Source organism: Anaerobacillus sp. ABR4_321 (assembly GCF_056158505.1).
Window position 1 is genome coordinate 2,872,022 of record NZ_JBSWTK010000001.1, and the last position, 22,160, is coordinate 2,894,181.

Sequence of the window (22,160 nt, forward strand, 5' to 3'; positions counted from 1 at the left end):
ACCATAGTATCATCAATTTACAGTGATTCATGCATCAAAGCATACCTAAACGTTCTCTCACAGGAGCAAACGTCTTACGATGTTCATTTGTGACGCCATAACGGTCTAATGCAGTCAGATGCTCTTTCGTTCCATAACCAACGTGTCTTTCGAAGCCATACTGAGGATACCGTACCGCCAGCTTCTCCATCATGCGGTCTCGCGTAACTTTTGCAACGATCGAAGCAGCAGCGATGCTTATACTTCTAGCATCTCCTTTGATTAACGATTCTTGTTGGATTGATAGCGGAAGCTCCATCGCGTCCACTAGTAAGAAGTCAGGGGAAACCGATAGCGCATGGACTGCTTTCTGCATTGCTTTTTTTGTTGCGTGGTAGATGTTGAGTTCGTCTATTTCCTCAGGGGTCATGACTCCTATCCCAACAGAGACAGAGTTTTCAAGTATCGCTTCGTATAGTTCTTCAAGCTTTGCTGTAGAAAGCTTCTTCGAGTCCTGAAGGCCATAGATTGGCTTCTCACCATCTAATATGACCGCAGAAGCCACTACAGGCCCCGCTAATGGCCCTCTTCCTACTTCATCGACTCCTGCTATGGTCGTAAACCCAGATGCGCTGTATCGCTCTTCAAACACGCTCATCTCTTTATGTAATTCTTTAACTTTTTCGATTTGCTCCTTTTTTCTCTGTTCTTTCGCAAAAAGTTCTTTCACACCTTTTCTGTCATCAGATTGAAATTCAGCCCAGTCTTCCTCTGAGTACTTCTTTTCTAAAATCATCTTTTTGATTTCGCTGATTGTTTTTTTGGAATTGCCCACACATTTCCCTCTTTCTTTATTTGAAAAATAATAAAAAAGGCAAGGCAATGCCTTACCTTTCCTCCTCTGGCGTCTCAAGAGTCAGATCGCCAAGCTTACCACTTCTAAGTTCTCTAAGTACTGTTTCAGCAGTTTTATCGTAATCGATCCAACCACCGCCTAATAAGAACCCACGTTTTTTACCGATTTCATCAAATAATTCAACGATATCTTCTGGAATATCATCTAACTTATAACGATCCATCAGTCTGTTGGGATAATGTTCGCCAAGAAATTTTAGAGTGAAGACTGCGACATCTTGAAAATCCAAAATTTCGTCTTTGATTGCACCGGTTGCAGCAAGCTTATAACCGGTTTTTTGATCTTCAAACTTCGGCCATAGAATACCTGGCGTATCGAGAAGATCCATTTCTTTTCCTACTTTGATCCATTGCTGTTTCTTAGTGATGCCTGGACGATCGCCCGTTTTCGCAATCTTCTTTCCCGCGAGCTTATTGATCAGAGTAGATTTCCCTACGTTAGGAATACCAAGAATGAGCGCCCGAACAGCACGCGGCTTCATCCCCTTCTCTACCATACGATCGAGCTTTTCGCTAACAAGCTCTCTCGCTGCAGCAGGAATCGATTTCACGCCCTTACCCGTGTGAGAGTCGATCGGCAGAGCTTTATGCCCCTGACGCTGGAAATACTCCTTCCATTCTGCTGTTTTCTGATCGTCAGCCATATCAGATTTATTTAACAGGATTAGCCTCGGTTTAGAAGAAACGATCTCGTCGATCATTGGATTTCGAGAAGAAAGTGGAATTCTAGCATCCACAAGTTCAATTACAACATCGATCATTTTTAGTTTTTCAGTTATCTCCCGACGGGCTTTGGCCATGTGACCAGGGAACCATTGAATCGTCATGCAATCTCCACCTATTCCATTACTTGAATATCTGTTAGAGGCCAAAACACGATGTTCGCCTCTCCAATCACTTTATCTTTAGAAACAAAGCCGATCGAACGGCTATCTTTACTATGTTGTCGATTATCCCCCATAACGAACAGGTGCCCCTCAGGTACAGTCGTTTCATCCGTTAATCCTTCGAGGTCAAAATCATACGTTAAATTACCCGAGAGTAAATCGTTCTTTGCTGTATCTAGATACGGTTCCTCCACAAGTTGACCGTTCACATACAGGTTATCATCTTTATATTCAATTTTATCACCTGGTAATCCGATGATGCGCTTAATGTAATCTCTTCCTTCTACAGCCTCGAAAACAACGATATCGAAGCGCTCTGGCTCACCAATATTATAGCTTATCTTATTTACAATCATTCGATCACGATCATGAAGTGTCGGCATCATGCTTTCACCATCTACGACGATAGGTGCAAATATGAAATAACGAACAGCTCCAGCAAGTATAAAAGCGATCACTAATGCTTTTATCCAATCCCAAGAATCTTTTTTCTCTCCTGTTTTTTCACTGCTCATGTTCGTTCTCCTCCTATGATGGATAGTTCCGGAATCATTAATTCCCTTTAATACCCTCTCACAAACCTATGCACAGTTCATTTTACCATAGCAAATAGGACACCGATATCCAATAGAATAGAAAAAAGGAGCCTGACAGCGCAAGCTCCTTTTTCATAGATACCATTATTATCGAATTTCTTTAATACGAGCGGCTTTACCACGAAGTGCACGCAAGTAGTATAGCTTAGCACGGCGAACTTTACCGCGACGAACTACCTCAAGCTTAGCAACTTTTGGTGAATGTACAGGGAATGTACGCTCAACTCCAGTTCCGTAAGAAATCTTACGTACTGTAAACGTTTCGCTAATTCCGCCACCACGTCGTTTAATCACAACACCTTCGAATACCTGAATACGCTCACGAGTGCCTTCGACAACTTTAACGTGAACTTTCACAGTATCCCCTGGTCGGAAATTCGGAAGATCCGACTTAAGCTGTTCTTTTGTGATTTCCTGGATTAACTTGTGCATCAAGTAACCCTCCTTCCACACAGATGCTCTTATAAATAATGGTGCATTACAGCGGAACATCGTAATTCATGACTAATGCCACAAAAAATATCATAGCATAGCAGGTATTAGATTACAAGGGAGAATCAATCAGATTCTTCTTTTATTTCGTTAAGGATTTTCTGCTCTTCTTTCGAAAGCTCCTTAGACTCTAATAAGTCTGGTCTTCTTGTCCAGGTTCGTCTGAGTGATTCCTTTAAACGCCACTTTTCGATCGCAGCGTGGTTTCCCGACAGAAGCACGTCAGGCACAGCATGCCCTTCGTACGATGATGGTCGTGTATAATGAGGATGCTCAAGAAGCCCGCTACTGAATGAGTCCATTGGTGCTGAGCTCTTATTACCTAACACCCCAGGCAGCAACCTCGTCACACTGTCGATGACGACCATGCTCGCAAGTTCTCCGCCGGTCAAAACAAAATCTCCGATCGAGATTTCATCTGTAATGAGGTGCTCTCGAATCCTTTCGTCATAACCCTCATAATGACCACACACGAAGATAAGGTGGTCTTCAGCTGCCAATTCTTCAGCTTTTGACTGTGTAAACCTTTCTCCCTGTGGACACATCAATATAACACGAGGTTTTTTTGAAGGATCCGCGAGTGATGAGACAGCATCGAACACGGGCTGTGGCGTTAAGACCATACCAGCACCACCACCATAAGGGTAATCGTCTACGTTCTTATGCTTATTGGTACTGTACTCTCTGAAATTCGTCACTTGATAAGAAACCGCACCACTTTCCTGCGCACGCTTTAAGATCGAGTGATTTAACACACCTGTAAACATCTCAGGGAACAACGATAGTACATCGATCTTCATGCTAATCACGAAGTCCTTCCATTAAATGAACGATCACTTCACCCTTCGATAAGTCTACGCTTTTGACTACCTGACTGATGTAAGGAAGCAGCAAATCCTTTCCTCCGCTAGCTTGTTGTACAACCCAGACATCGTTCGCACCTGGAGAAAGAATCTCTTTCACCTTACCAAGGTATTCTCCTTCGTCTGAGTGAACTTCAAGACCAATGATGTCACGATAATAAAATTCGTCTGCTTCTAACGTACCAAGCTGTTCCTCTTTAATTTTAAGAATTCCCTCTTTCATATGCTCGACCTCATTTAAGGAATGTAACCCTTCAAACGTAAGCAGATCGAACTGCTTATGTTTTCGATGAGAACGAACAACCAACTGAATCGGCTCTTTGTTTTCTTTAAACAAAAAGAGTTTATTCCCTTCAGCGTAGCGTTCTTCAGGGAAGTCAGTCCTAGAAATGACTCTTACCTCACCTCGAACACCATGTGTATTCACTATTTTCCCAACGTTTAACCATTGTGTCATGATGTAATTCCTTTCGTTTGAACTATGGGGTTATGCTTTGCACAATCCCATCTTTAATAATGATTTTACCTTTTTGTTCAGCAGCTTTCCACTCATCCCCCACTTCAATACTTTGGATGGCATCCACTTTCCCTTCATGAAGTTCGCTTTCTGGTGGAAGCTGCTCGATTTGTTCAATCTTATATTCAAGAATCGATATTTGCTCATTTCGAGAATGCAATTCCTTCTCGAATTGCTCACTGATCCACTCTTTATCAGAGGGCCGTTTCTTCTGCAACCGTTTCTTTTCAAATTGAAGTTGTTCTCGTTCTTGATCGAGGATCGCAATCTCTTGATCCCACTTATCTATATAAAAAGCTCGACTAGATTCTGTCAACAGCTGCTTCACTTCATACTTCTTTATGATATTCATTTCGGTTTACCTCCATGGTATAGAGGGATTTGGTAGCAACTCAATATAAGTTAACTATGTAAACATTCACGTCCCTTAAAACAACAAAAAAGAGGAGTACGACTCCCCTTATACGATTTCTAACTGTACACGCGTGCCTGATTGCACTGCTGCTGCATTCATTACTGTTCGGATGGATTTAGCTACCTTACCATTCTTTCCAATCACTTTGCCAGTATCGTTCGTATGAACATAGAGTTTATAAGTGACTTCCTTGCTTCCAGGTAGTTCTTCAACCATTACCTCATCAGGATAATCGACAAGGGCTTTTACGATCGTTTCAACGAGTTCCTTCATTTATTACCCCACCTTTTTAGATGATGGAAAAAAATACACCAAAGGAGGCTTTACGATAAAGCCTCCCCCACGGTGTCATGTTACTTTTGGTTTTTTGCGTTGTGTAGCTTTTCCATAAGACCTTCTTTAGAGAAAAGGTTACGGACTGTATCGGAAGGCTTAGCGCCTTTTAGCATCCAATCAAGAGCTTTTTCCTCGTTAATTTTAACGTCAACAGGATTAGCAACCGGATTATAAGTTCCGATTTCCTCGATGAAACGTCCGTCACGAGGAGCACGAGAATCTGCAACAACTACGCGGTAATAAGGGTTTCTTTTAGCACCCATACGTTTTAGACGAATTTTAACTGCCATGTGTTTCACCTCCAAAAAATACTCACATAAATAAATATAATATCATAAATTGTCACTCTTGTAAAGAGGAAATTTATTTCGTTTTTATTGCATGAATGGGAAGTTCATGCCCTTGCCTTTTTTCTTGCCACCTTTAGACATGTTGGTCATCTGTTTCATCATTTTCTTCATCTCATCAAATTGTTTTAAGAGACGATTGACGTCTTGTACAGATGTTCCACTGCCTGTAGCAATCCTTTTCTTGCGGCTCGCATTGATCACATCAGGCTGCTCTTTTTCAAGAGTGGTCATCGATTGAATGATCGCTTCAACTCGACCGATTTGTTTTTCATCAACGCTGACGTTTTTCATCGCCTTCTTGTTCATCCCAGGAATCATATCCATCAATTCATCAAGAGGGCCCATGCTGCGAACCTGTCCAAGTTGATCAAGAAAATCATCGAACGTAAAGCTCATCGTTCTCATTTTCTTCTCGAGCTCTTTTGCTTTGTCTTCATCCACTGAAGTTTGTGCTTTTTCAATTAGAGAGAGCACATCTCCCATCCCTAATATACGGGACGCCATCCTTTCTGGATGAAATGGTTCGAGCGCATCAAGCTTTTCACCCATACCAGCAAACTTGATCGGTTTGTCAGTGACTGACTTGATCGAAAGTGCAGCCCCTCCGCGAGTATCACCATCAAGCTTTGTTAGAACAACACCAGTAATATCTAGTGCATCGTTAAAGTTTTCGGCTACGTTCACAGCGTCTTGTCCAGTCATTGCGTCTACTACTAAGAAGATTTCATCAGGTGTTACTGCTTCTTTTACGTCCTTCAGTTCTTGCATAAGGTCTTCATCGATATGAAGACGACCGGCCGTATCGATCAGTACGTAATCTAAATGCTCTTCTTTAGCTTTTTCGATCGCTTTCGTGGCGATTTCGACAGGGCTTACCTGATCTCCCATCGAGAAAACTGGCATGCTGAGCTGTTTACCTAGGGTTTCTAGCTGATTGATCGCTGCTGGACGATAGATATCTGCCGCAACGAGTAAAGGTTTTCGATTGTGCTTCTTTCGTAAATGGTTCGCAAGCTTCCCGACAGTTGTCGTTTTACCCGCACCCTGTAGACCAGCCATCATAATAACAGTTGGCGGACGGTTTGATACTGCGATCTTGCTTTGCTCTCCGCCCATAAGTGCAGTCAGCTCTTCATTAACTACTTTAATGACTTGCTGACCCGGCGTCAGGCTCTTCATTACTTCCTGCCCTACAGCCCGCTCCTTAACTTTATTAATGAACTGCTTCACGACTTTAAAGTTAACATCCGCTTCAAGTAGAGCTAACCTTACTTCACGCATCATCTCTTTGACGTCTGCTTCAGTAACTTTCCCTTTGCCGCGAATTTTCTGCAGGGTACCTTGCAGTCGGTCGGCTAAACCTTCAAATGCCATGTTTGCCGCCTCCTAATCGAGTTTTTCGAGAGATTTAATCAATGTTAGAGCTTTCGAGTTTGGATCCTCTTGCTTGAGCACTTCAGTAAGCTCTTCAAACAACTCTTGACGCTTGTTGTATCTCTCGAATAGCAATAGTTTTGCTTCGTATTCTTCTATCATTTGTTCCGTTCGCTTAATGTTATCATAGACAGCCTGACGGCTAACTTGAAATTCTTCTGCGATCTCACCAAGGGAGTAGTCATCCAAATAATACAATGCCATGTAATTCCTTTGTTTCGGAGTTAAGAGCGACTGGTAAAAGTCGAATAACGCATTCATACGCATTGTTTTTTCGAGCAATGGTAGCACCCCCTCGTGTTAAGGCAATCACCTTTACGTTAAATATACTACTATGCGTAAAATCATTTGTCAAGATTTTTTCTTAACACAATCTTTTCGTGTTTTACTCTTCTTTTTCACCGTCTTCTTCGATGATCGATGAGAAGAGTCCATAAACGAACGTATCAGCGTCAAACTCCTGTAAATCATCCATTTGCTCACCGAGTCCAACTAGCTTAACAGGGATATCTAGCTCATGTCGAATGGCTAAAACGATACCGCCTTTTGCAGTTCCATCGAGTTTCGTCAGAGCGATTCCTGAAACATCAGTCGATTGACTGAACTGCTTCGCCTGGCTCATCGCATTCTGACCAGTCGTCGCATCGAGAACGAGAATGACTTCATGTGGCGCATTCGGGATTTCCCTTTGAATCACGCGCTTCACTTTTTCAAGTTCGTTCATCAAGTTCACTTTGTTCTGAAGACGTCCAGCCGTATCACAAAGCAGGATGTCTGCTTTTCTGGACTTAGCTGATTGTACCGCATCGAACACGACTGCTGCAGGATCAGAACCTGCCTGATGCTTCACGACATCGACTCCTACCCGCTCGCCCCACACATCTAACTGTTCGATGGCTCCAGCTCTAAACGTGTCACCAGCCGCTAGGAGAACCTTCTTGTTCTCTTGCTTAAACTTGTGAGCAAGCTTCCCGATCGTAGTGGTTTTACCTACACCGTTAACGCCAACGAACAAGAAGACCGTTAATTCGTCTTCTTGAATGTTCAACGAATTATCTTCTTCTTTATGAAGCAATTCAGCAAGCTTTTCAGAAATGACGCTTTGAAGTGCTTCTGTGTCCTTAATGTTTCTCGTTCTCGCTTCATCTTTCAATACATCGATAAGGTCCATTACTGTCGCAACACCCACGTCAGCGCTGATCAATAATTCTTCTAGCTCTTCGAAAAATTCCTCATCAACTTTACGATAGTTCTTTACAAGGTCGTTCATTTTTGTAGAAAACGATGTTCGTGTTTTCTCGAGTCCATCTCTAAATTTCTCAGTCACATTATCCGATTGCGTTGTAAACTTGTCTTTTAGCTTTTTGAAAAAGCTCATTGAAATCCCCCCAAAGTCTTATTGCGATATTAATTGTTTCGAATCTTCAAGTCTAACTGACACAAGCCTTGAAACGCCTGATTCCTGCATGGTCACACCATAGAGAACATCTGACTCCTCCATCGTACCCTTACGGTGCGTAATGACGATGAACTGTGTCTTCTCACTGAATTGTTTCAAATATCTCGCAAACCTATTCACATTTGCATCATCGAGTGCGGCTTCAACTTCATCTAGGACACAGAAAGGAACTGGGCGCACTTTCAGGATGGCAAACAGTAGCGCAATCGCTGTAAATGCTCGTTCCCCGCCAGAAAGGAGAGCAAGGTGCTGAAGCTTTTTGCCCGGAGGCTGTGCAAGAATATCGACCCCGGTAGATAAGAGATTCTCAGGATCCGTGAGAACGAGATCCGCCTTTCCTCCCCCAAATAATTCTTCAAACACTTGTTGGAACTGAGTTCGAATCTTCGTAAACGTATCTTGAAAACGCTTCTTCATTTCTTGGTCCATCTCATCGATTACCGTATAAAGCGTATCTTTTGCCTGTAACAAATCTTTTTGCTGCTCTGTTAAGAACGTATAGCGCTCATTCACACGCTCAAACTCATCGATCGCACCAATGTTAACCGTCCCTAGTTCATCGATTTCAAGCTTGATCAGCTTTAACTTCTTCTTTGCTTCACTAGCATCGATGGTAAGCACATGCTTCTCTTTCGCTGCTTCATACGTTAATCCATATTCTTCACTTAGCATCGTGAGACGGTTTTCAAGTTCTACGTCTAAACGGTTCACTTGTACTTCAGCAGCTTGCAGTAACCCTGCTATCTGCTTTTCCTCATTCGATACTGCTTCATGTTCACTACCTATCACATCGATCGTTCGCTGATGATTTGTTTTCACTTCTCTTTCTTCTTGTAGTGAAGCTAACAAACCGTCTTTTTCTTCTCTTAATTTCTTGATATTTTCATCAAGCTTCTCTTCACCAGTTGAATTAGATGTCATCGCTTCATTTAGTAAGGAATGCTCTTCCATCGTTTCATTCAACTGATTCGTCGTTTCCTTTTGTTCTGAAGAAAGGCGATCGAGCGTTTCTTTTTGGTTCTGAAAGGACTGCTGATGTTCAGCTACCTTCACTTTTAACTCAGTGATTTCTGTTTGGATGGTTTCCTTCGACGTCTGCTGAGATTGCTTTTTCAGCGTTAGTGCTTCGATCTTCTCTTCTAGTTCCTCGGCTTGCTTTGAGATCGTTTCTAAACGGTTCGATAAGTAGTCGCTCCTGCTTTCATGCGTTTCTATTTCTTCTTCGATCGCGTTCTTCTCACGATCATATAGCTGAAGTCGTTCGTTCGTATTTCGCTCTTCACCTTCGATTCCTCTTAAGTCTCCTAGAAGTGACTGCTCTTCTAGCCGGAGATTTTCACCGTGCTCTCTCATCGTTTCAAGCTCTGATTCGAGTCTCTCAAGCTCTGATTTCTCACGCTGAATTTCGTTTTCTACACCTAACGTCTTCTTTTCCATCTCTGCAAGCTTTGTTTCTAGAACTTCCAGTTCACGCTGTCTACTAAGTAGAGAAGTAGACTTTTGCTTCACACTTCCTCCACTCATCGAACCACCCGGGTTTACAACGTCACCTTCGAGCGTCACGATACGGTTCTTGTACTGAACGATTTTAGCTAGTTCGTTCGCACCTTTTAAGTCGTTTGCTACAAGGACCGAACCTAATAAGTTTTCTAGGACGTTGCGATACTTCTCATCAAACTCGATTAAGTCTGATGCGACGCCAACAAACGCCTCGTGATTCTTCACGCGTTCATAATCATATCCTGAAACCTTCCTCGACCGAATGACGGTTAGCGGAAGAAACGTTGCCCGTCCTGAACGATTTTTCTTTAAAAATGATATCGCTCCGCGCCCTGCTCGTTCATCACGTACGACAACGCTTTGCATCGCACCACCTAAAGCTGTTTCCAGTGCTGTCTCCACTTGTTTTGGTACCGTCACAAGCTCCGCGATCGCACCCTCTATTCCTTCAAGGTCATTCCTAGCCTTCAGCACTTCTTTAACACCTTGATAGAAACCAGCGTAATCTTCCTGCATTTCCTCAAGCATTTGTTTCTTAGAACGATATTGCTGAATATATTGATAAGCTTGATAGAGTTTTGATTCTTTTTCTCCGAGAGCTTTTTTCTTTTCTTCTACGTCGTGCTTTCTTTTATAAAACGATGAAACATGAGTTTCGAGGTTCTTTTTTGAAACTTTTAGAGATTTAGTGAGCTCTTTCTTTTTATCTTCTACATCCGTCCGCTGTTTAATGAATTTATGATTGTCATCATCCAATCGCTTTTTGCGCTGTGAAAGAACAGTGAGCTGATCTTGAATGTAGCGATTTTCATTACGGATCGATGCTTGTTCATTCAACAGCTCAAAGTAATCAGACTTCATTCGGTCTAATTCTTGTTCGATATCTTGCTCGACATCAGCAAGTAACTCAGTTTCTTTCTTCAGCTGATCTTTCAATTGAGCTAATTCTTTTTTCTGGCGCTCAAACCTGCTTCGATGCTGAGTGATTTCATTTTCATAGTAGCTTTTCTTTTCGTTTAAAAAGTTGATTCGTTCTTTGAGATTCTCTTTATTCTGATGAGCGTTCTTTTTTCGTTCTTTAAGGACTTCTCTTTTCCCTTCGAGCTTTTCAAGTTCTTCACTTGTCTCGAGTAGGGTTTGCTGGAAACGCTCAATATTGTTTTCAGCTATGAGCAATTCTTGCTTTGCGTTTTCGAGTTCTTCCTTCTTAACTCGAACCGACTCTGAGATCTCCAATTCTTTCTGTTTCAACTCATCGAACTCAGCAGATTTCTTTTTCCAAGCAGCGTGAAACTCTTCGATCTCATGAACGGTTAGAGCTGCTTCGATCTTTTCTAACTCTTCCCTTTTCTCAAGATAGTCTTTCGCTATCGAAGCTTGGATACGTAATGGCTCTACTTGATCTTCGAGTTCATATAGAATATCTTCCACGCGGTGTAGGTTGTCCGCTGTTTCTTTTAACCTTGCTTCTGCTTTATGTTTACGCGTTTTATATTTAAGAACGCCTGCCGCTTCTTCAAAAATCTTTCTTCTTTCTTCAGACTTGCTGCTTAATATCTCCTCAATACGTCCTTGTCCGATGATTGAGAACGATTCCTTACCAAGACCTGAATCCATAAAAAGTTCGATGATATCTTTAAGACGACAAGTTTGATTGTTTAATAAGTACTCGCTATCACCTGAGCGATAGACTCTTCTCGTTACGCTAACTTCGTTGTATTCGATCGGAAGGTATTGGTCATGATTATCGAGAGTCAATGTTACTTCTGCAAGATTGACAGCCTTTCGTGACTCACTACCTGAGAAGATGATATCTTCCATCTTTGATCCTCTGAGTGACCTTGCAGACTGCTCGCCTAGCACCCATCGTATCGCGTCATTTATATTACTCTTGCCGCTTCCGTTTGGACCGACAACTGATGTAACTCCTGGAACAAACTCTACTGAAATTCGATCGGCGAATGATTTAAAGCCGACTACATCTAATCGTTTGAGGAACAACAATTTTTCCCCCTCATCTGTTTCATATCTATGTATGCTATCTCTTGAACTAACTGTCTTATTTTATCATAAATTCCTATAGCCTACGATACAATGCGTGATCCATGTTACAATAGGAAAAGCTCCTTAATCCTTCAACTGACGAAGGGCTTAGAGCCAGATTGTGTAAAAAGGCAGGTGGTACATAATGGATCTATCTAACAAGACAGAAGAAAACCTTGCATTTATGGTTGAAGGCATTAAAGAAAAACTTCAAGTAATTAACGCCGCCATGATCAAACCAGAATCTTTCGACCTTTCTCGTTACGAAGATATTCATGAAATCTATACGATGGTCAATAAGAAAGATTCGCTTACACCGGGTGAAATGCAGGCGTTGCTTGCAGAACTTGGTAAGCTACGCACAACATAATCTGATGACCACATACGTAAAAAGAATCCTGTTGATCAGGATTCTTTTTGATTACTTTCTTTTAAATTGAGAAGCGCCTGTTGTGCAGCCTTTTGTTCAGCTTCTTTCTTCGAACGACCTACCCCGATCCCGAGGTCAGCTCCGTTAAGCGTTACTTTGGACGCAAACTCTCGGTTGTGCGCTGGCCCTTTTTCATCCGTGATGACATAGTCTATGACCCCAAGGCTTTCACGCTGAATCACTTCTTGAAGCTGGCTTTTATAATCCATCACATGCGAAAAAGCACCGGCGTTAATCTTCGGATAGACAAACTTCTCTAGAAACTCAAAGACCACTTCTATGCCTTGATCAAGATACAGTGCACATATAAATGATTCGAACACATCGGCAAGAAGTGCTGGTCTTGCTCTTCCACCCGTCATTTCCTCACCCTTACCAAGAAGGACAAGGTGCCCAAAATTGAGATCGTTAGCAAACTGCACGAGCGATGGCTCACATACGATTGCCGCTCTTAGCTTCGTTAGCTCTCCTTCACTCATATTCGGGTATTTTTCAAACAGGTACCGTGATATTGTAAGTTCAAGTACAGCATCACCAAGAAATTCTAGACGTTCATTATCCATCTGCGGATGCAGTCGATGCTCATTCACATACGATGAATGAGTAAATGCCTGGTAAAGAAGTTGCTCATTATTAAAAGAAACATCAATTTCTTTTAGAAACTGAGCGAACTTTTCTTTCGCAGTGTCCCCAACCACGAGTTGTCGTGAATGCTTAGGTTTAAAACGTCTTTTTGTTTTATGTGTGTGTTTGTGTGATTTGGACATAAATACCTCCACGACTAATCAAAATCTTCTACATAGAAAGGGAATAAAGCCCCGCATATACGGGGCTTAATCCACCAATTCAGGAAATTCCCGAATATTAATTTTGGCTATTTATGTAATCAATTACATCGCCAACTGTTACGATCTTCTCAGCGTCCTCGTCTGAGATTTCCATGTCAAACTCATCTTCAAGCTCCATAACTAATTCCACAACATCCAGGGAATCGGCACCAAGGTCATCTTTAAAAGAAGCTTCAGGTTTAACTTCAGACGCTTCAACTCCAAGACGATCAACGATGATTTTTGTTACACGCTCTAGTGTATCTGCCATTATACTCACCTCCCCTCAAGCTATTATAGGATATCTAAAAGAAAAAAACTAGATGTACAATTTTTCTCTTCTGTTACATCACCATTCCGCCATCGATGTGGAGGGTTTGACCGGTGATATAGTTTGCGTCATCAGAAGCAAGAAACTTTACTGCTTTTGCAATATCTTCTGCAGCCCCAAGTCTTCCAAGAGGAATCTGACCTTTCATTCCGCTCTTCACTTCTTCAGATAGTTCATCTGTCATATCGGTTTCGATGAACCCAGGAGCAAGAGCATTGACCGTAATATTACGGCTAGCAAGTTCTTTTGCGGTCGTTTTAGTTAAGCCGATCACGCCTGCTTTGGCAGCTACATAGTTAGCTTGCCCTGCATTTCCTGCAACACCAACGACAGACGCTACATTGATGATACGGCCGTAGCGCTGTTTCATCATTTGGCGTGTCACCGATTTCGTACAGTTAAATACACCTTTGAGGTTCGTATTGATCACATCGTCCCACTCTTGCTCTTTCATACGCATCAATAGGTTATCTCTCGTTATCCCAGCGTTGTTAACCAAAACATCGAGACTACCGAACTCCGAGATAACTTCCTTAACCATTCCTTGTACTTCTTCCATATTCCCAACGTTAGCCTGGATCGCAATGGCTTGTCCGCCAGCAGCTTTGATTTCTTCAACAACCTCGTTCGCTTTCGCTTCACTACCGGCATAGTTAACAGCTACGTTCATTCCCTCTGAAGCAAGTTCAAGTGCGATAGCTCGTCCGATCCCGCGAGATCCGCCAGTAACGAGTGCCGATTTTTTCTCTGCCATGATTATTCCTCCCCTAGCTTTTCCATTAGTTGATCAAGTTGTTCAGGTGTACTCACCGCATGAACAAATGCACGTCGGTTTACTTTCTTAACTAATCCTGAAAGAACATTTCCTGGTCCTACTTCGATAAATCGATCAACACCGAGATCCATCAGTTTACGAATCGTATCTTCAAATAGAACAGGTGAATAAATCTGTTGAAGCAAGTTGCTCTTGATCTCTTCAGCTGATGTAGAAGGTTCTGCTGATACGTTTGCGATCACTGGCACTGTAGCATCAGAAATCGTGATGGAATCTAAGATTGCAGACATCTTTTCAGCTGCCGGCTTCATTAAGCTTGAATGAAATGGTCCGCTGACTTGTAGAGGGATAACCCTTCTCGCGCCATTTTCCTTCGCGACTTCAGACGCTTTTTCAACTCCGGCTTTTGCACCTGAAATAACGATTTGACCAGGGCTATTCAAGTTGGCTAGCTGAACAGTGTCAGTCGATTCAGACACATCATCTACGATCTTTTGAAGTTCGTCACGGTCCATGCCCATGATCGCTGCCATCGCTCCTTCACCTGCAGGAACAGCTTCCTCCATGTAAAGACCTCGATTTCTAACCGCATAGACAGCATCAGAAAACGACATAGAACCAGAAGCAACTAGTGCAGAGTATTCACCGAGACTATGTCCAGCGGTGTAATCTGGCGTAATCCCTTTTTCTCTAAGCGCTTCTAAAACTGCTACACTCGTTGTTACGAGAGCTGGCTGTGTGTTTTCTGTTTTTGTAAGGGTTTCGATCGGACCGTTCATGATTAGTTTCGTAAGGTCGTAGTCGAGACGGTTATCCGCTTCGCTGAAAATCTTTTCTGAAGCAGAATAAACTTCGATAAAATCTTTCCCCATTCCTACCGCTTGTGAACCTTGACCCGGAAATAAAAACGCTGTTTTTCCCATTACTGATCTCCTTCCTGCTTCTCTTCAAGAGAAGTTTTGATTTCAGTTACGACATTTCCTGTTACCATCATTCTAGCTTGTCTTATTGCACTGAAAACAGCACGCCCGTTTGAGGAGCCATGAGCTTTAATAACTGGAGCTCGTAAGCCAAACAATCCAGCCCCACCGTACTCAGAGTAGTCAAGCTTGTTTTTTAAATTCTTCAACTTAGGCTTTAGCACTCCAGCAGCTACTTTACTAGTGAAAGAACTTGTGAGCTCTTCTTTAAGCATTGTAAACATCGTAAGTGCGGTTCCTTCGATCGTTTTTAGTACTAAATTTCCGGAAAATCCGTCGCATACGACGACATCCGCTGCATTGCTCAATATATCTCGTGATTCAACGTTCCCAACAAAATTTAAACCACTTTCTTGTAACAATGTGAATGCTTGTTTACTAACTTCATTCCCTTTACCTTCTTCTGTACCGATGTTTAATAAGCCGATGCGAGGAGAGTCGATTCCACGAACTTTCTCTGCATAAACAGCACCCATCTGTGCATATTGAAGCAAGTGCTCAGGCTTTGCGTCCATATTCGCACCAACATCAAGTAAAAGAAAACCTTTTTCATCGATCGTCGGAAGGGTTGGAGCAAGGCCTGGCCTTTCGATCCCCTCGATCCGTCCTACATAGAGCAAACCGGCTGCCATGAGTGCTCCTGTATTTCCTGCAGAAATACAAGCATCCGCTCGACCTTCTTTAACTTCGTTAACAGCGAGTACCATCGACGCTTTCTTCTTTCTTCTTGCTGCACGTACTGGCTGATCTTCTGACGATATGTATTCATCCGTATGTAGTACTGTTATTCGCTCTTTACTCCCAGATAGTAAGGGGTTGATTTGATTTTCGTCTCCTACGATGGTTACTGAAAGATCTTTATATGTTTCTAAGGCTTCATAAACTCCATCAATGATCGCTTTAGGAGCATTGTCCCCACCCATCGCATCTATTGCAAGTCTCATGTTAGTTCAGCTTCCTTTCAAGGTTTAGTAGAGCGATACATCACAAACTCACCCGAAAATACGTTTTCATTCTGAACAAAGCTATTGACCTCGACCGTTGTTCTTCCTTTACTATTGTCGGTAACATTTGCTTTAGCTATCACTCGTTCGCCTTCCTTAACCTGTCTTGAAAAACGAATATTCGCTTTTGCAGTTAAGGCAAGCTCATCATTGATAATCGCAACCGCTAAAGAATTCGCTTGTGCGAAAAGATGATGCCCTCGAGCGATATTATTTCTAGAAAAAACATGTTCTGGTCGGATATCTAGGATTGAAATCGCATTTTCATCTAGCTGTAGGTCGATGACTTGACCGATCACTTCTTCCATCGGGAGAGCTTTCACCTCATCAAACTGCTGCTGGGCAACATATTTGATCCGCTCCCGTAATTCTGGAATAGATAGTTCAAGGCGATCTAATCTGATTGTTTGAATGCTCACGTTAAATTTATCTGCAAGTTCCTCATCGGTTATAAAAGGTGTTTTTTCGATTGTCTCTTTTAATAACGTTTGACGTTCTCTCTTACTCCTCTTCACTCTCTACCGCCGCCTATCTAGCATTAATAAACGGATAAAGAGGATCCTATGATCCTCTTTATCTCAGTCTTATGACTAGGTCCTAAAACGTAGTATATAATGTAAGGCGCAATTTTGCAAGCTAATCAAGCTTTTCGCCACTTAAAACCCCTTCGTTTGATAAATAGGTTCTAAGGCGACGATAAGCGTTATCTTCCCAAAACGCCGTAGATTCAACGAGTGCTGAAGCGTCTTGACGTGCAACTTCAAGGACGCGATAGTCGTGGACAAGATCGGCAACTTTGAACTCCGGCAAACCACTTTGTTTTCTTCCAAAGAAATCTCCTGGGCCACGAAGCTCGAGGTCCCGCTGTGATAGCACAAAGCCATCGTTCGATTCTGTCATGATCTGCATGCGTTCCTTCCCGACTTCGGATTTAGGATCAGCAAGTAAAATACAGTAGGACTGATTGCTCCCTCGTCCTACTCGACCTCGTAGCTGATGAAGCTGCGCTAACCCAAAACGCTCGGCATCATAAATGACCATGATCGTCGCGTTCGGTACGTTTACGCCGACTTCGACAACCGTTGTCGATACCAATAGCTGAACGTCATTTCGGCTGTAGGCTTCCATTACGGCTTCCTTTTCATCAGAACTTAGTCTTCCATGCATCAATCCAACTTGATAGTTAGGCAGTGCGGTTTGCATTTGAGCATGAACATCGATTGCATTTTGGACATCCAGTTTCTCTGACTCTTCAATAAGAGGACAAATGACGTACCCTTGACGGCCTTGATCAAGCTCTTTCGTTACAAAGTCAAGCACTCTTGAGAGCATATCTGGCTTAGCCCAATACGTTTCGATCGGCTTTCTGCCAGCAGGCATCTCATCGATCGTCGACACATCCATATCACCAAATACAGAGATGGCGAGCGTTCGAGGGATCGGTGTCGCTGTCATGTAAAGCACATCTGGGGTCAAACCTTTTTCTTTTAGCACCCTCCTCTGCATAACACCAAAGCGGTGCTGCTCATCGGTAATGACTAAACCAAGATGCTTAAAAACAACTTCATCCTGAATGAGCGCATGAGTACCGATCAACAAATCGATTTCTCCACTTGCCAACCGTTCAAGAAGCTCTCTCCGTTTCTTGCCTTTTATCGAACCAGTTAACAGCTCTACGTTCAGCCTGTCTCCTAAAAGGTCTTCAAATGATTCAAAATGCTGCTCCGCAAGAATTTCTGTTGGTACCATCAAAGCACCTTGATTCCCTGAGAGGTACGTAGCAAAAAGTCCGATCGCCGCTACGACCGTTTTACCTGAACCTACGTCCCCTTGAAGCAACCGATTCATGCGATACGGGCTTTCCATGTCGTTCAAGATTTCTTCTACCACTCTATCTTGTGCTCCTGTTAGAGGAAACGGAAGACTCTTAATAAATCCCTCCAGATCCTTTCGACTATAATGGTGAGAAGATCCCTTCGTGTTTTCTCTCTCCCTCTTTCGAAACAGCTGCATCTTCAGTTGAAATTGCAGCAGCTCCTCGTAGACGAACCTTCTTCTCGCCTGCTTTAAATGATCGTGCGATTGTGGTGCATGCATCGTCTCGATCGCTTCTCTTCTATTCATCAGCTTGTACCGCTCTAGCATTTGAGGGGGGAGCGTCTCGTCGATTTCACCTGCAAATTGTTTTAAAGCAAGCTGAATGTAGCGCTTGATCGCTTTCACTGTTATGTCTCCACCTACTGGATACACAGGCTCGATCGTACCATCCGGGTCGTGAGTCGAGAAAGTAATCTCAGAAGCCGATAAGGTCATCTTATGTTGGTCCCACTTCCCAGTTACGGTGACCGTCTGCCCAAGTGAGAACTGCTTTTTAAGAAAAGCACGATTAAAAAAAACGGCTGTAATGAGGAATCTTCCCACTAACAGCCTTACAGACAGTCTAGACTTTTTCTTTCCATAGTAGCGAACGACAGGCTCACTGTGAACCTTTCCTTCGAGTGTAGCTCGCTCCTCATGCTTAACATCTGCTAAATCTTTCAGTTCATAGTCTTCATATCGAAAAGGAAAATATTCTATTAAATCCGATATGTTATTGATTCCGATCGATGATAGAGAAGCAGCTTTTTCATCACCTATTCCTTTGATTTTCGTGAGTTCAGTCACCTTCATTCACTCATTTCTTATCCAGGGATACTCCAAAGATCCTGGCTTCTAATTCTCGTCCAGTCGGTGTTGCTGCAAGACCTCCTTGCGCTGTTTCACGTAAAGCAGATGGCATCGTTTGACCGATCTTATACATTGCATCGATCACTTCATCACAAGGAATCCGGCTTGTTATTCCTGCTAGTGACATATCTGCTGCTACGAGAGCATTCGATGCACCCATTGCATTTCTCTTTACACAAGGAACTTCTACAAGACCAGCAACTGGGTCGCATACTAACCCAAGCATATTTTTAAGCGCGATTGCAAAAGCGTGTGAAGACTGTTCAGGTGTTCCACCCATAAGTTCAACGATTGCAGCTGCAGCCATACCTGTAGCTGAACCAACCTCCGCTTGACATCCACCTGCAGCCCCTGAAATGGAAGCATTGTTCGCAACAACGAATCCGAAAGCTCCTGATGTGAAGAGGTAGTTCACCATTTGTTCTCTTGTTGGATTCACCTTTTCTCTGATCGCAAACAATGTTCCAGGAACAACCCCTGCTGAACCAGCCGTTGGCGTTGCGCAAATCGTACCCATCGCTGCATTTACTTCGTTTGTTGCCATCGCTTTACTAACTGCATCGAGCATCGTTTCACCAGAAAGGGATTTTCCGGATTTTAAGTAAGTTTGAAGCAGGACAGCATCTCCACCCGTTAAACCAGAGTGAGACCGAACGTCTTCTGTAATACCACGCTCTACAGCTTGCTCCATCACCTCAAGGTTCCTTTCCATTTGACCTACGACTTGTTCACGAGTCGAACCCCTAACTTCCATTTCTTGTTCGATCATAATTTCTGAGATTGGCACATTTCTTGATTGTGCTAGCTCAACTAGTTCTGCTACATTACGAAACATAGCGATTCCTCCTCTATTCGTTATTCACTGATTTTTGCAACTTGAAGAATGTTTGGAAGTGATTCGACTTCATCGAGCACTACCTGAGGAATGTTTTGATCAACCTCTATCGTCATGAGGGCTTCTTTCCCTTTTTCTTTCCTCGAAACGTTCATGTGTCCAATATTGATTTCATGCTTCGCTAGTAAGTTCGATACTCCTGCGATCGCACCGAACCGATCATTATGAACAACAAGGATAGCTGGACTGTTTCCAGACAAACCAAGTGCAAAGCCATTTAATTCGATCACTTCCATCTTACCGCCACCGATTGAGATCCCTACTAGTTCCAGCTCACCATTATCGTCTTTCAAGTGCACCCTAGCTGTGTTCGGATGATCAGTAACAGCATCTTCCTCAATGAACCTTACCTTTATCTTTTTCTCTTTCGCTAATGTAAGCGCATTCACAATTCGTTCATCGAACGTGTCAAAATCTAGGACACCACCCACTAGCGCCACATCAGTTCCATGTCCTTTGTATGTTTTTGCAAATGAACCATACAAAGAAATCGTGATGCTTTGTGGCTCCCGACCAAATAGATGTCTAGCTACTCGTCCGATTCTTGCTGCACCTGCTGTATGTGAACTTGAAGGGCCGATCATTACTGGACCGATAATATCAAAGACACTGCGAAACTTCACATCGACTCCACCTTTCGTTATCTACACCTAATGAACACTATTTGTTAATGGCAGAAAAAGAAAACCTGGCATGTGCCACGTTTCTTTTTCTGCTTTATTTAAATGCTACTCGACCGAAACAATATACGGATAGATCGGTTGCTTTCCTTCATGGAGTTCAACTTCAACTTCTTCGAACTGCTCTTCTATAAAGGAAACGAGCTTTTCTGCTTCTTCTTTGTCTGCATCTTCACCATAGATGATCGTGATGATCTCATCATCTTCGCCGATCATGGATTCTAATAGAGCTTTCGCTACATCGAATCGAGATGATTCAGAGACTACGATTTTCCCATCAGAAATCCCCATGAAATCATCTTTTGCGATTGAAACGCCATCGATTTGAGTGTCACGAACAGCGAACGTAACTTGACCTGATTTCACTTCAGACATGCTTGCTTTCATCGCCGTACCATTTTCCTCGATTTCTACCGAAGGATTAAATCCGAGTAAGCTAGCGATCCCTTGCGGAACAGTTTTAGAAGGAATGACAACAACATTTTCTTCAACTACGGATGCTGCTTGCTCTGCTGTCATGACGATGTTGCTGTTATTCGGAAGGATGATGATATTCTCGGCATTCACTTCCTCGATCGCTTTCACGATGTCCTCTGTGCTCGGGTTCATCGTTTGACCACCAGAGATCACGTAGCTCGCGCCCAAACTCTTGAATAGGTCAGCGATCCCATCACCCATCGAAACGGTGATGATCCCATACTTCTTCTTTTCAGCAGCAGCTGGCTTAGAAGCTTTTTCTTCGTTAAGGATCGTCGAATGCTGCTCACGCATATTCTCAATCTTAATTTTGATCAAACTTCCGAAATTCTGTGCATATGTCATGATATTACCAGGGTATTCAGTATGCATATGTACTTTGACAAGGTCGTCATCAGATATCACGAGAAGTGAGTCCCCGTGCTTGTCTAGTTCATTTCGAAACGATTCTTCATCATACGGAGATTGTTTAAGCTTCGCATCCTCAAGTTGAACCATGAATTCAGTACAATATCCAAATTCGATATCTTCTGTCTTCATATGTCCTTGTGCACCTTTATGATGCTCAGCGCGAACCAATTCATCCATCTTTTCTTCTTCGAGTGACACATCAGGTGCTTCTTTGCCTTCAAGCACGGCAAGAAACCCTTCATAGATCACGAGTAAACCTTGTCCACCGGAGTCTACAACCCCAACTTCTTTTAGAACTGGAAGTAAATCAGGCGTACGTTGAAGGGAGGCTTTCGCTTCCTTTACAACGATTTGCATAAACTCGATCATATCTTCCGTTTGCTTTGCTGACTTTACAGCTTTCTTCGCAGCGTCTTTTGCTACAGTTAGAATCGTACCTTCAACAGGCTTCATAACCGCTTTATAAGCTGACTCAACGCCGTTGTCTAAAGCAGCAGCAAAGTCTACTGTTCCAATTTCACTCTTTGTATCGATCGCTTTAGAAAACCCTCTGAATAACTGTGAAAGAATTACTCCAGAGTTTCCTCGCGCACCCATTAATAGTCCTCGTGCAAATAGAGATGCTACATCTCCTACTTTCTCTGAGCTGCTTTTCTTAACCTCGTTTGCACCTGAAGTAATGGTTAGGTTCATATTGGTTCCTGTATCTCCGTCTGGTACAGGGAATACGTTTAATGCATCAACCATTTTTGCATTTTTAGATAGGTTGTTTGCACCTTCAATAACCATATGCGCAAACCGCTTACCGTCAATCCTCTTAATTGTCACAGACTGTTC

Annotated in this window: 24 protein-coding genes; 1 reads left to right on the forward strand and 23 read right to left on the reverse strand. The window is 42.8% G+C overall.

Going from position 1 to position 22,160, the window contains the following annotated elements; all coding sequences use genetic code 11:
• Positions 1–34: 34 nt before the first annotated feature.
• The 13 genes from ACXADT_RS14925 to smc form a co-directional block, all read right to left on the reverse strand.
• Positions 35–814, reverse strand: coding sequence for a ribonuclease HII (locus ACXADT_RS14925; RefSeq protein ID WP_474831759.1), 780 nt, complete (start codon positions 812–814; stop codon positions 35–37).
• Between the two features lie 52 nt (positions 815–866).
• Positions 867–1,721, reverse strand: a complete 855-nt coding sequence (ylqF, locus tag ACXADT_RS14930; protein ID WP_270181849.1) for a ribosome biogenesis GTPase YlqF — start codon at positions 1,719–1,721, stop codon at positions 867–869.
• 11 nt (positions 1,722–1,732) lie between these two features.
• Positions 1,733–2,296, reverse strand: a complete 564-nt coding sequence (lepB, locus tag ACXADT_RS14935; RefSeq protein WP_474831760.1) for a signal peptidase I — start codon at positions 2,294–2,296, stop codon at positions 1,733–1,735.
• Between the two features lie 168 nt (positions 2,297–2,464).
• Entirely contained in the window at positions 2,465–2,809 is a 345-nt protein-coding gene (gene rplS / locus ACXADT_RS14940; RefSeq protein WP_224882090.1) for a 50S ribosomal protein L19, read from the reverse strand.
• Between the two features lie 125 nt (positions 2,810–2,934).
• Entirely contained in the window at positions 2,935–3,669 is a 735-nt protein-coding gene (gene trmD, locus ACXADT_RS14945) for a tRNA (guanosine(37)-N1)-methyltransferase TrmD (RefSeq protein ID WP_474834553.1), read from the reverse strand.
• A 1-nt stretch (position 3,670) separates the two neighbouring features.
• Entirely contained in the window at positions 3,671–4,192 is a 522-nt protein-coding gene (gene rimM / locus ACXADT_RS14950; RefSeq protein WP_270182064.1) for a ribosome maturation factor RimM, read from the reverse strand.
• A 19-nt stretch (positions 4,193–4,211) separates the two neighbouring features.
• Entirely contained in the window at positions 4,212–4,601 is a 390-nt protein-coding gene (locus tag ACXADT_RS14955) for a YlqD family protein (RefSeq protein ID WP_474831762.1), read from the reverse strand.
• Between the two features lie 108 nt (positions 4,602–4,709).
• Positions 4,710–4,937, reverse strand: coding sequence for a KH domain-containing protein (locus ACXADT_RS14960; RefSeq protein ID WP_474831763.1), 228 nt, complete (start codon positions 4,935–4,937; stop codon positions 4,710–4,712).
• Between the two features lie 80 nt (positions 4,938–5,017).
• Positions 5,018–5,290, reverse strand: a complete 273-nt coding sequence (gene rpsP / locus ACXADT_RS14965; RefSeq protein WP_270181845.1) for a 30S ribosomal protein S16 — start codon at positions 5,288–5,290, stop codon at positions 5,018–5,020.
• An 84-nt stretch (positions 5,291–5,374) separates the two neighbouring features.
• Positions 5,375–6,724 carry a signal recognition particle protein gene (ffh, locus tag ACXADT_RS14970; RefSeq protein WP_270181844.1) on the reverse strand — a complete coding sequence of 450 codons (1,350 nt, stop codon included), beginning with the start codon at positions 6,722–6,724 and terminating at the stop codon, positions 5,375–5,377.
• A 12-nt stretch (positions 6,725–6,736) separates the two neighbouring features.
• The gene (locus ACXADT_RS14975; protein WP_474812101.1) at positions 6,737–7,066 is read right to left on the reverse strand and encodes a putative DNA-binding protein; all 330 of its coding nucleotides are present in this window, start codon (positions 7,064–7,066) and stop codon (positions 6,737–6,739) included.
• Between the two features lie 103 nt (positions 7,067–7,169).
• A complete protein-coding gene (gene ftsY / locus ACXADT_RS14980; RefSeq protein WP_474831765.1) occupies positions 7,170–8,162 on the reverse strand; it encodes a signal recognition particle-docking protein FtsY in 993 nt (330 codons plus the stop codon).
• A gap of 18 nt (positions 8,163–8,180) precedes the next feature.
• Positions 8,181–11,744 carry a chromosome segregation protein SMC gene (gene smc / locus ACXADT_RS14985; protein ID WP_474831767.1) on the reverse strand — a complete coding sequence of 1,188 codons (3,564 nt, stop codon included), beginning with the start codon at positions 11,742–11,744 and terminating at the stop codon, positions 8,181–8,183.
• A gap of 187 nt (positions 11,745–11,931) precedes the next feature.
• On the opposite strand from smc, the gene ACXADT_RS14990 reads away from it, so the two are divergent.
• On the forward strand, positions 11,932–12,156 hold the full coding sequence (locus ACXADT_RS14990) for a DUF1128 domain-containing protein (protein WP_270181841.1): 225 nt from the start codon (positions 11,932–11,934) through the stop codon (positions 12,154–12,156).
• Positions 12,157–12,191: 35 nt separating this feature from the next.
• Here ACXADT_RS14990 and rnc read toward each other — a convergent pair whose 3' ends face one another.
• The 10 genes from rnc to ACXADT_RS15040 all read right to left on the reverse strand — a co-directional run bounded on the left by rnc (position 12,192) and on the right by ACXADT_RS15040 (position 22,151).
• The gene (gene rnc, locus ACXADT_RS14995; RefSeq protein ID WP_474812106.1) at positions 12,192–12,983 is read right to left on the reverse strand and encodes a ribonuclease III; all 792 of its coding nucleotides are present in this window, start codon (positions 12,981–12,983) and stop codon (positions 12,192–12,194) included.
• Between the two features lie 97 nt (positions 12,984–13,080).
• Positions 13,081–13,314: an acyl carrier protein gene (gene acpP, locus ACXADT_RS15000; RefSeq protein WP_270181839.1), complete on the reverse strand. Its 234-nt coding sequence runs from the start codon at positions 13,312–13,314 to the stop codon at positions 13,081–13,083.
• Between the two features lie 73 nt (positions 13,315–13,387).
• Positions 13,388–14,128, reverse strand: coding sequence for a 3-oxoacyl-[acyl-carrier-protein] reductase (fabG, locus tag ACXADT_RS15005; protein ID WP_270181838.1), 741 nt, complete (start codon positions 14,126–14,128; stop codon positions 13,388–13,390).
• 2 nt (positions 14,129–14,130) lie between these two features.
• Positions 14,131–15,072 (reverse strand): ACP S-malonyltransferase, encoded by a 942-nt coding sequence (fabD, locus tag ACXADT_RS15010; protein WP_270181837.1) that lies wholly within the window; start codon positions 15,070–15,072, stop codon positions 14,131–14,133.
• Positions 15,072–16,073: a phosphate acyltransferase PlsX gene (gene plsX, locus ACXADT_RS15015; RefSeq protein ID WP_474831768.1), complete on the reverse strand. Its 1,002-nt coding sequence runs from the start codon at positions 16,071–16,073 to the stop codon at positions 15,072–15,074. Before plsX ends, fabD begins: the two co-directional genes overlap by 1 nt.
• A 17-nt stretch (positions 16,074–16,090) precedes the next feature.
• Positions 16,091–16,648: a transcription factor FapR gene (gene fapR / locus ACXADT_RS15020; RefSeq protein WP_270181835.1), complete on the reverse strand. Its 558-nt coding sequence runs from the start codon at positions 16,646–16,648 to the stop codon at positions 16,091–16,093.
• Positions 16,649–16,769: 121 nt separating this feature from the next.
• Positions 16,770–18,803 (reverse strand): ATP-dependent DNA helicase RecG, encoded by a 2,034-nt coding sequence (gene recG / locus ACXADT_RS15025; RefSeq protein WP_474831770.1) that lies wholly within the window; start codon positions 18,801–18,803, stop codon positions 16,770–16,772.
• Positions 18,804–18,807: 4 nt separating this feature from the next.
• Positions 18,808–19,695 (reverse strand): L-serine ammonia-lyase, iron-sulfur-dependent, subunit alpha, encoded by an 888-nt coding sequence (sdaAA, locus tag ACXADT_RS15030; protein ID WP_270181833.1) that lies wholly within the window; start codon positions 19,693–19,695, stop codon positions 18,808–18,810.
• 20 nt (positions 19,696–19,715) lie between these two features.
• Positions 19,716–20,378 carry an L-serine ammonia-lyase, iron-sulfur-dependent subunit beta gene (gene sdaAB / locus ACXADT_RS15035; protein ID WP_474831771.1) on the reverse strand — a complete coding sequence of 221 codons (663 nt, stop codon included), beginning with the start codon at positions 20,376–20,378 and terminating at the stop codon, positions 19,716–19,718.
• Positions 20,379–20,483: 105 nt separating this feature from the next.
• Complete coding sequence (locus ACXADT_RS15040) at positions 20,484–22,151, reverse strand: DAK2 domain-containing protein (RefSeq protein ID WP_474831773.1); 1,668 nt, start codon at positions 22,149–22,151, stop codon at positions 20,484–20,486.
• Positions 22,152–22,160: the final 9 nt, after the last annotated feature.

Bases quoted from the DNA above. Each gene is read 5' to 3' on its own strand.
- rplS (WP_224882090.1), bottom strand. From the start codon at position 2,809: ATGCACAAGTTAATCCAGGAAATCACAAAAGAACAGCTTAAGTCGGAT.
- sdaAA (WP_270181833.1), bottom strand. From the start codon at position 19,695: ATGTTTCGTAATGTAGCAGAACTAGTTGAGCTAGCACAATCAAGAAAT.
- ACXADT_RS14960 (WP_474831763.1), bottom strand. From the start codon at position 4,937: ATGAAGGAACTCGTTGAAACGATCGTAAAAGCCCTTGTCGATTATCCT.
- ACXADT_RS14955 (WP_474831762.1), bottom strand. From the start codon at position 4,601: ATGAATATCATAAAGAAGTATGAAGTGAAGCAGCTGTTGACAGAATCT.
- rnc (WP_474812106.1), bottom strand. From the start codon at position 12,983: ATGTCCAAATCACACAAACACACACATAAAACAAAAAGACGTTTTAAA.
- acpP (WP_270181839.1), bottom strand. From the start codon at position 13,314: ATGGCAGATACACTAGAGCGTGTAACAAAAATCATCGTTGATCGTCTT.
- fabD (WP_270181837.1), bottom strand. From the start codon at position 15,072: ATGGGAAAAACAGCGTTTTTATTTCCGGGTCAAGGTTCACAAGCGGTA.
- plsX (WP_474831768.1), bottom strand. From the start codon at position 16,073: ATGAGACTTGCAATAGATGCGATGGGTGGGGACAATGCTCCTAAAGCG.
- ffh (WP_270181844.1), bottom strand. From the start codon at position 6,724: ATGGCATTTGAAGGTTTAGCCGACCGACTGCAAGGTACCCTGCAGAAA.
- ACXADT_RS14990 (WP_270181841.1), top strand. From the start codon at position 11,932: ATGGATCTATCTAACAAGACAGAAGAAAACCTTGCATTTATGGTTGAA.
- rpsP (WP_270181845.1), bottom strand. From the start codon at position 5,290: ATGGCAGTTAAAATTCGTCTAAAACGTATGGGTGCTAAAAGAAACCCT.
- trmD (WP_474834553.1), bottom strand. From the start codon at position 3,669: ATGAAGATCGATGTACTATCGTTGTTCCCTGAGATGTTTACAGGTGTG.
- recG (WP_474831770.1), bottom strand. From the start codon at position 18,803: ATGAAGGTGACTGAACTCACGAAAATCAAAGGAATAGGTGATGAAAAA.
- fabG (WP_270181838.1), bottom strand. From the start codon at position 14,128: ATGGCAGAGAAAAAATCGGCACTCGTTACTGGCGGATCTCGCGGGATC.
- ylqF (WP_270181849.1), bottom strand. From the start codon at position 1,721: ATGACGATTCAATGGTTCCCTGGTCACATGGCCAAAGCCCGTCGGGAG.
- ftsY (WP_474831765.1), bottom strand. From the start codon at position 8,162: ATGAGCTTTTTCAAAAAGCTAAAAGACAAGTTTACAACGCAATCGGAT.
- lepB (WP_474831760.1), bottom strand. From the start codon at position 2,296: ATGAGCAGTGAAAAAACAGGAGAGAAAAAAGATTCTTGGGATTGGATA.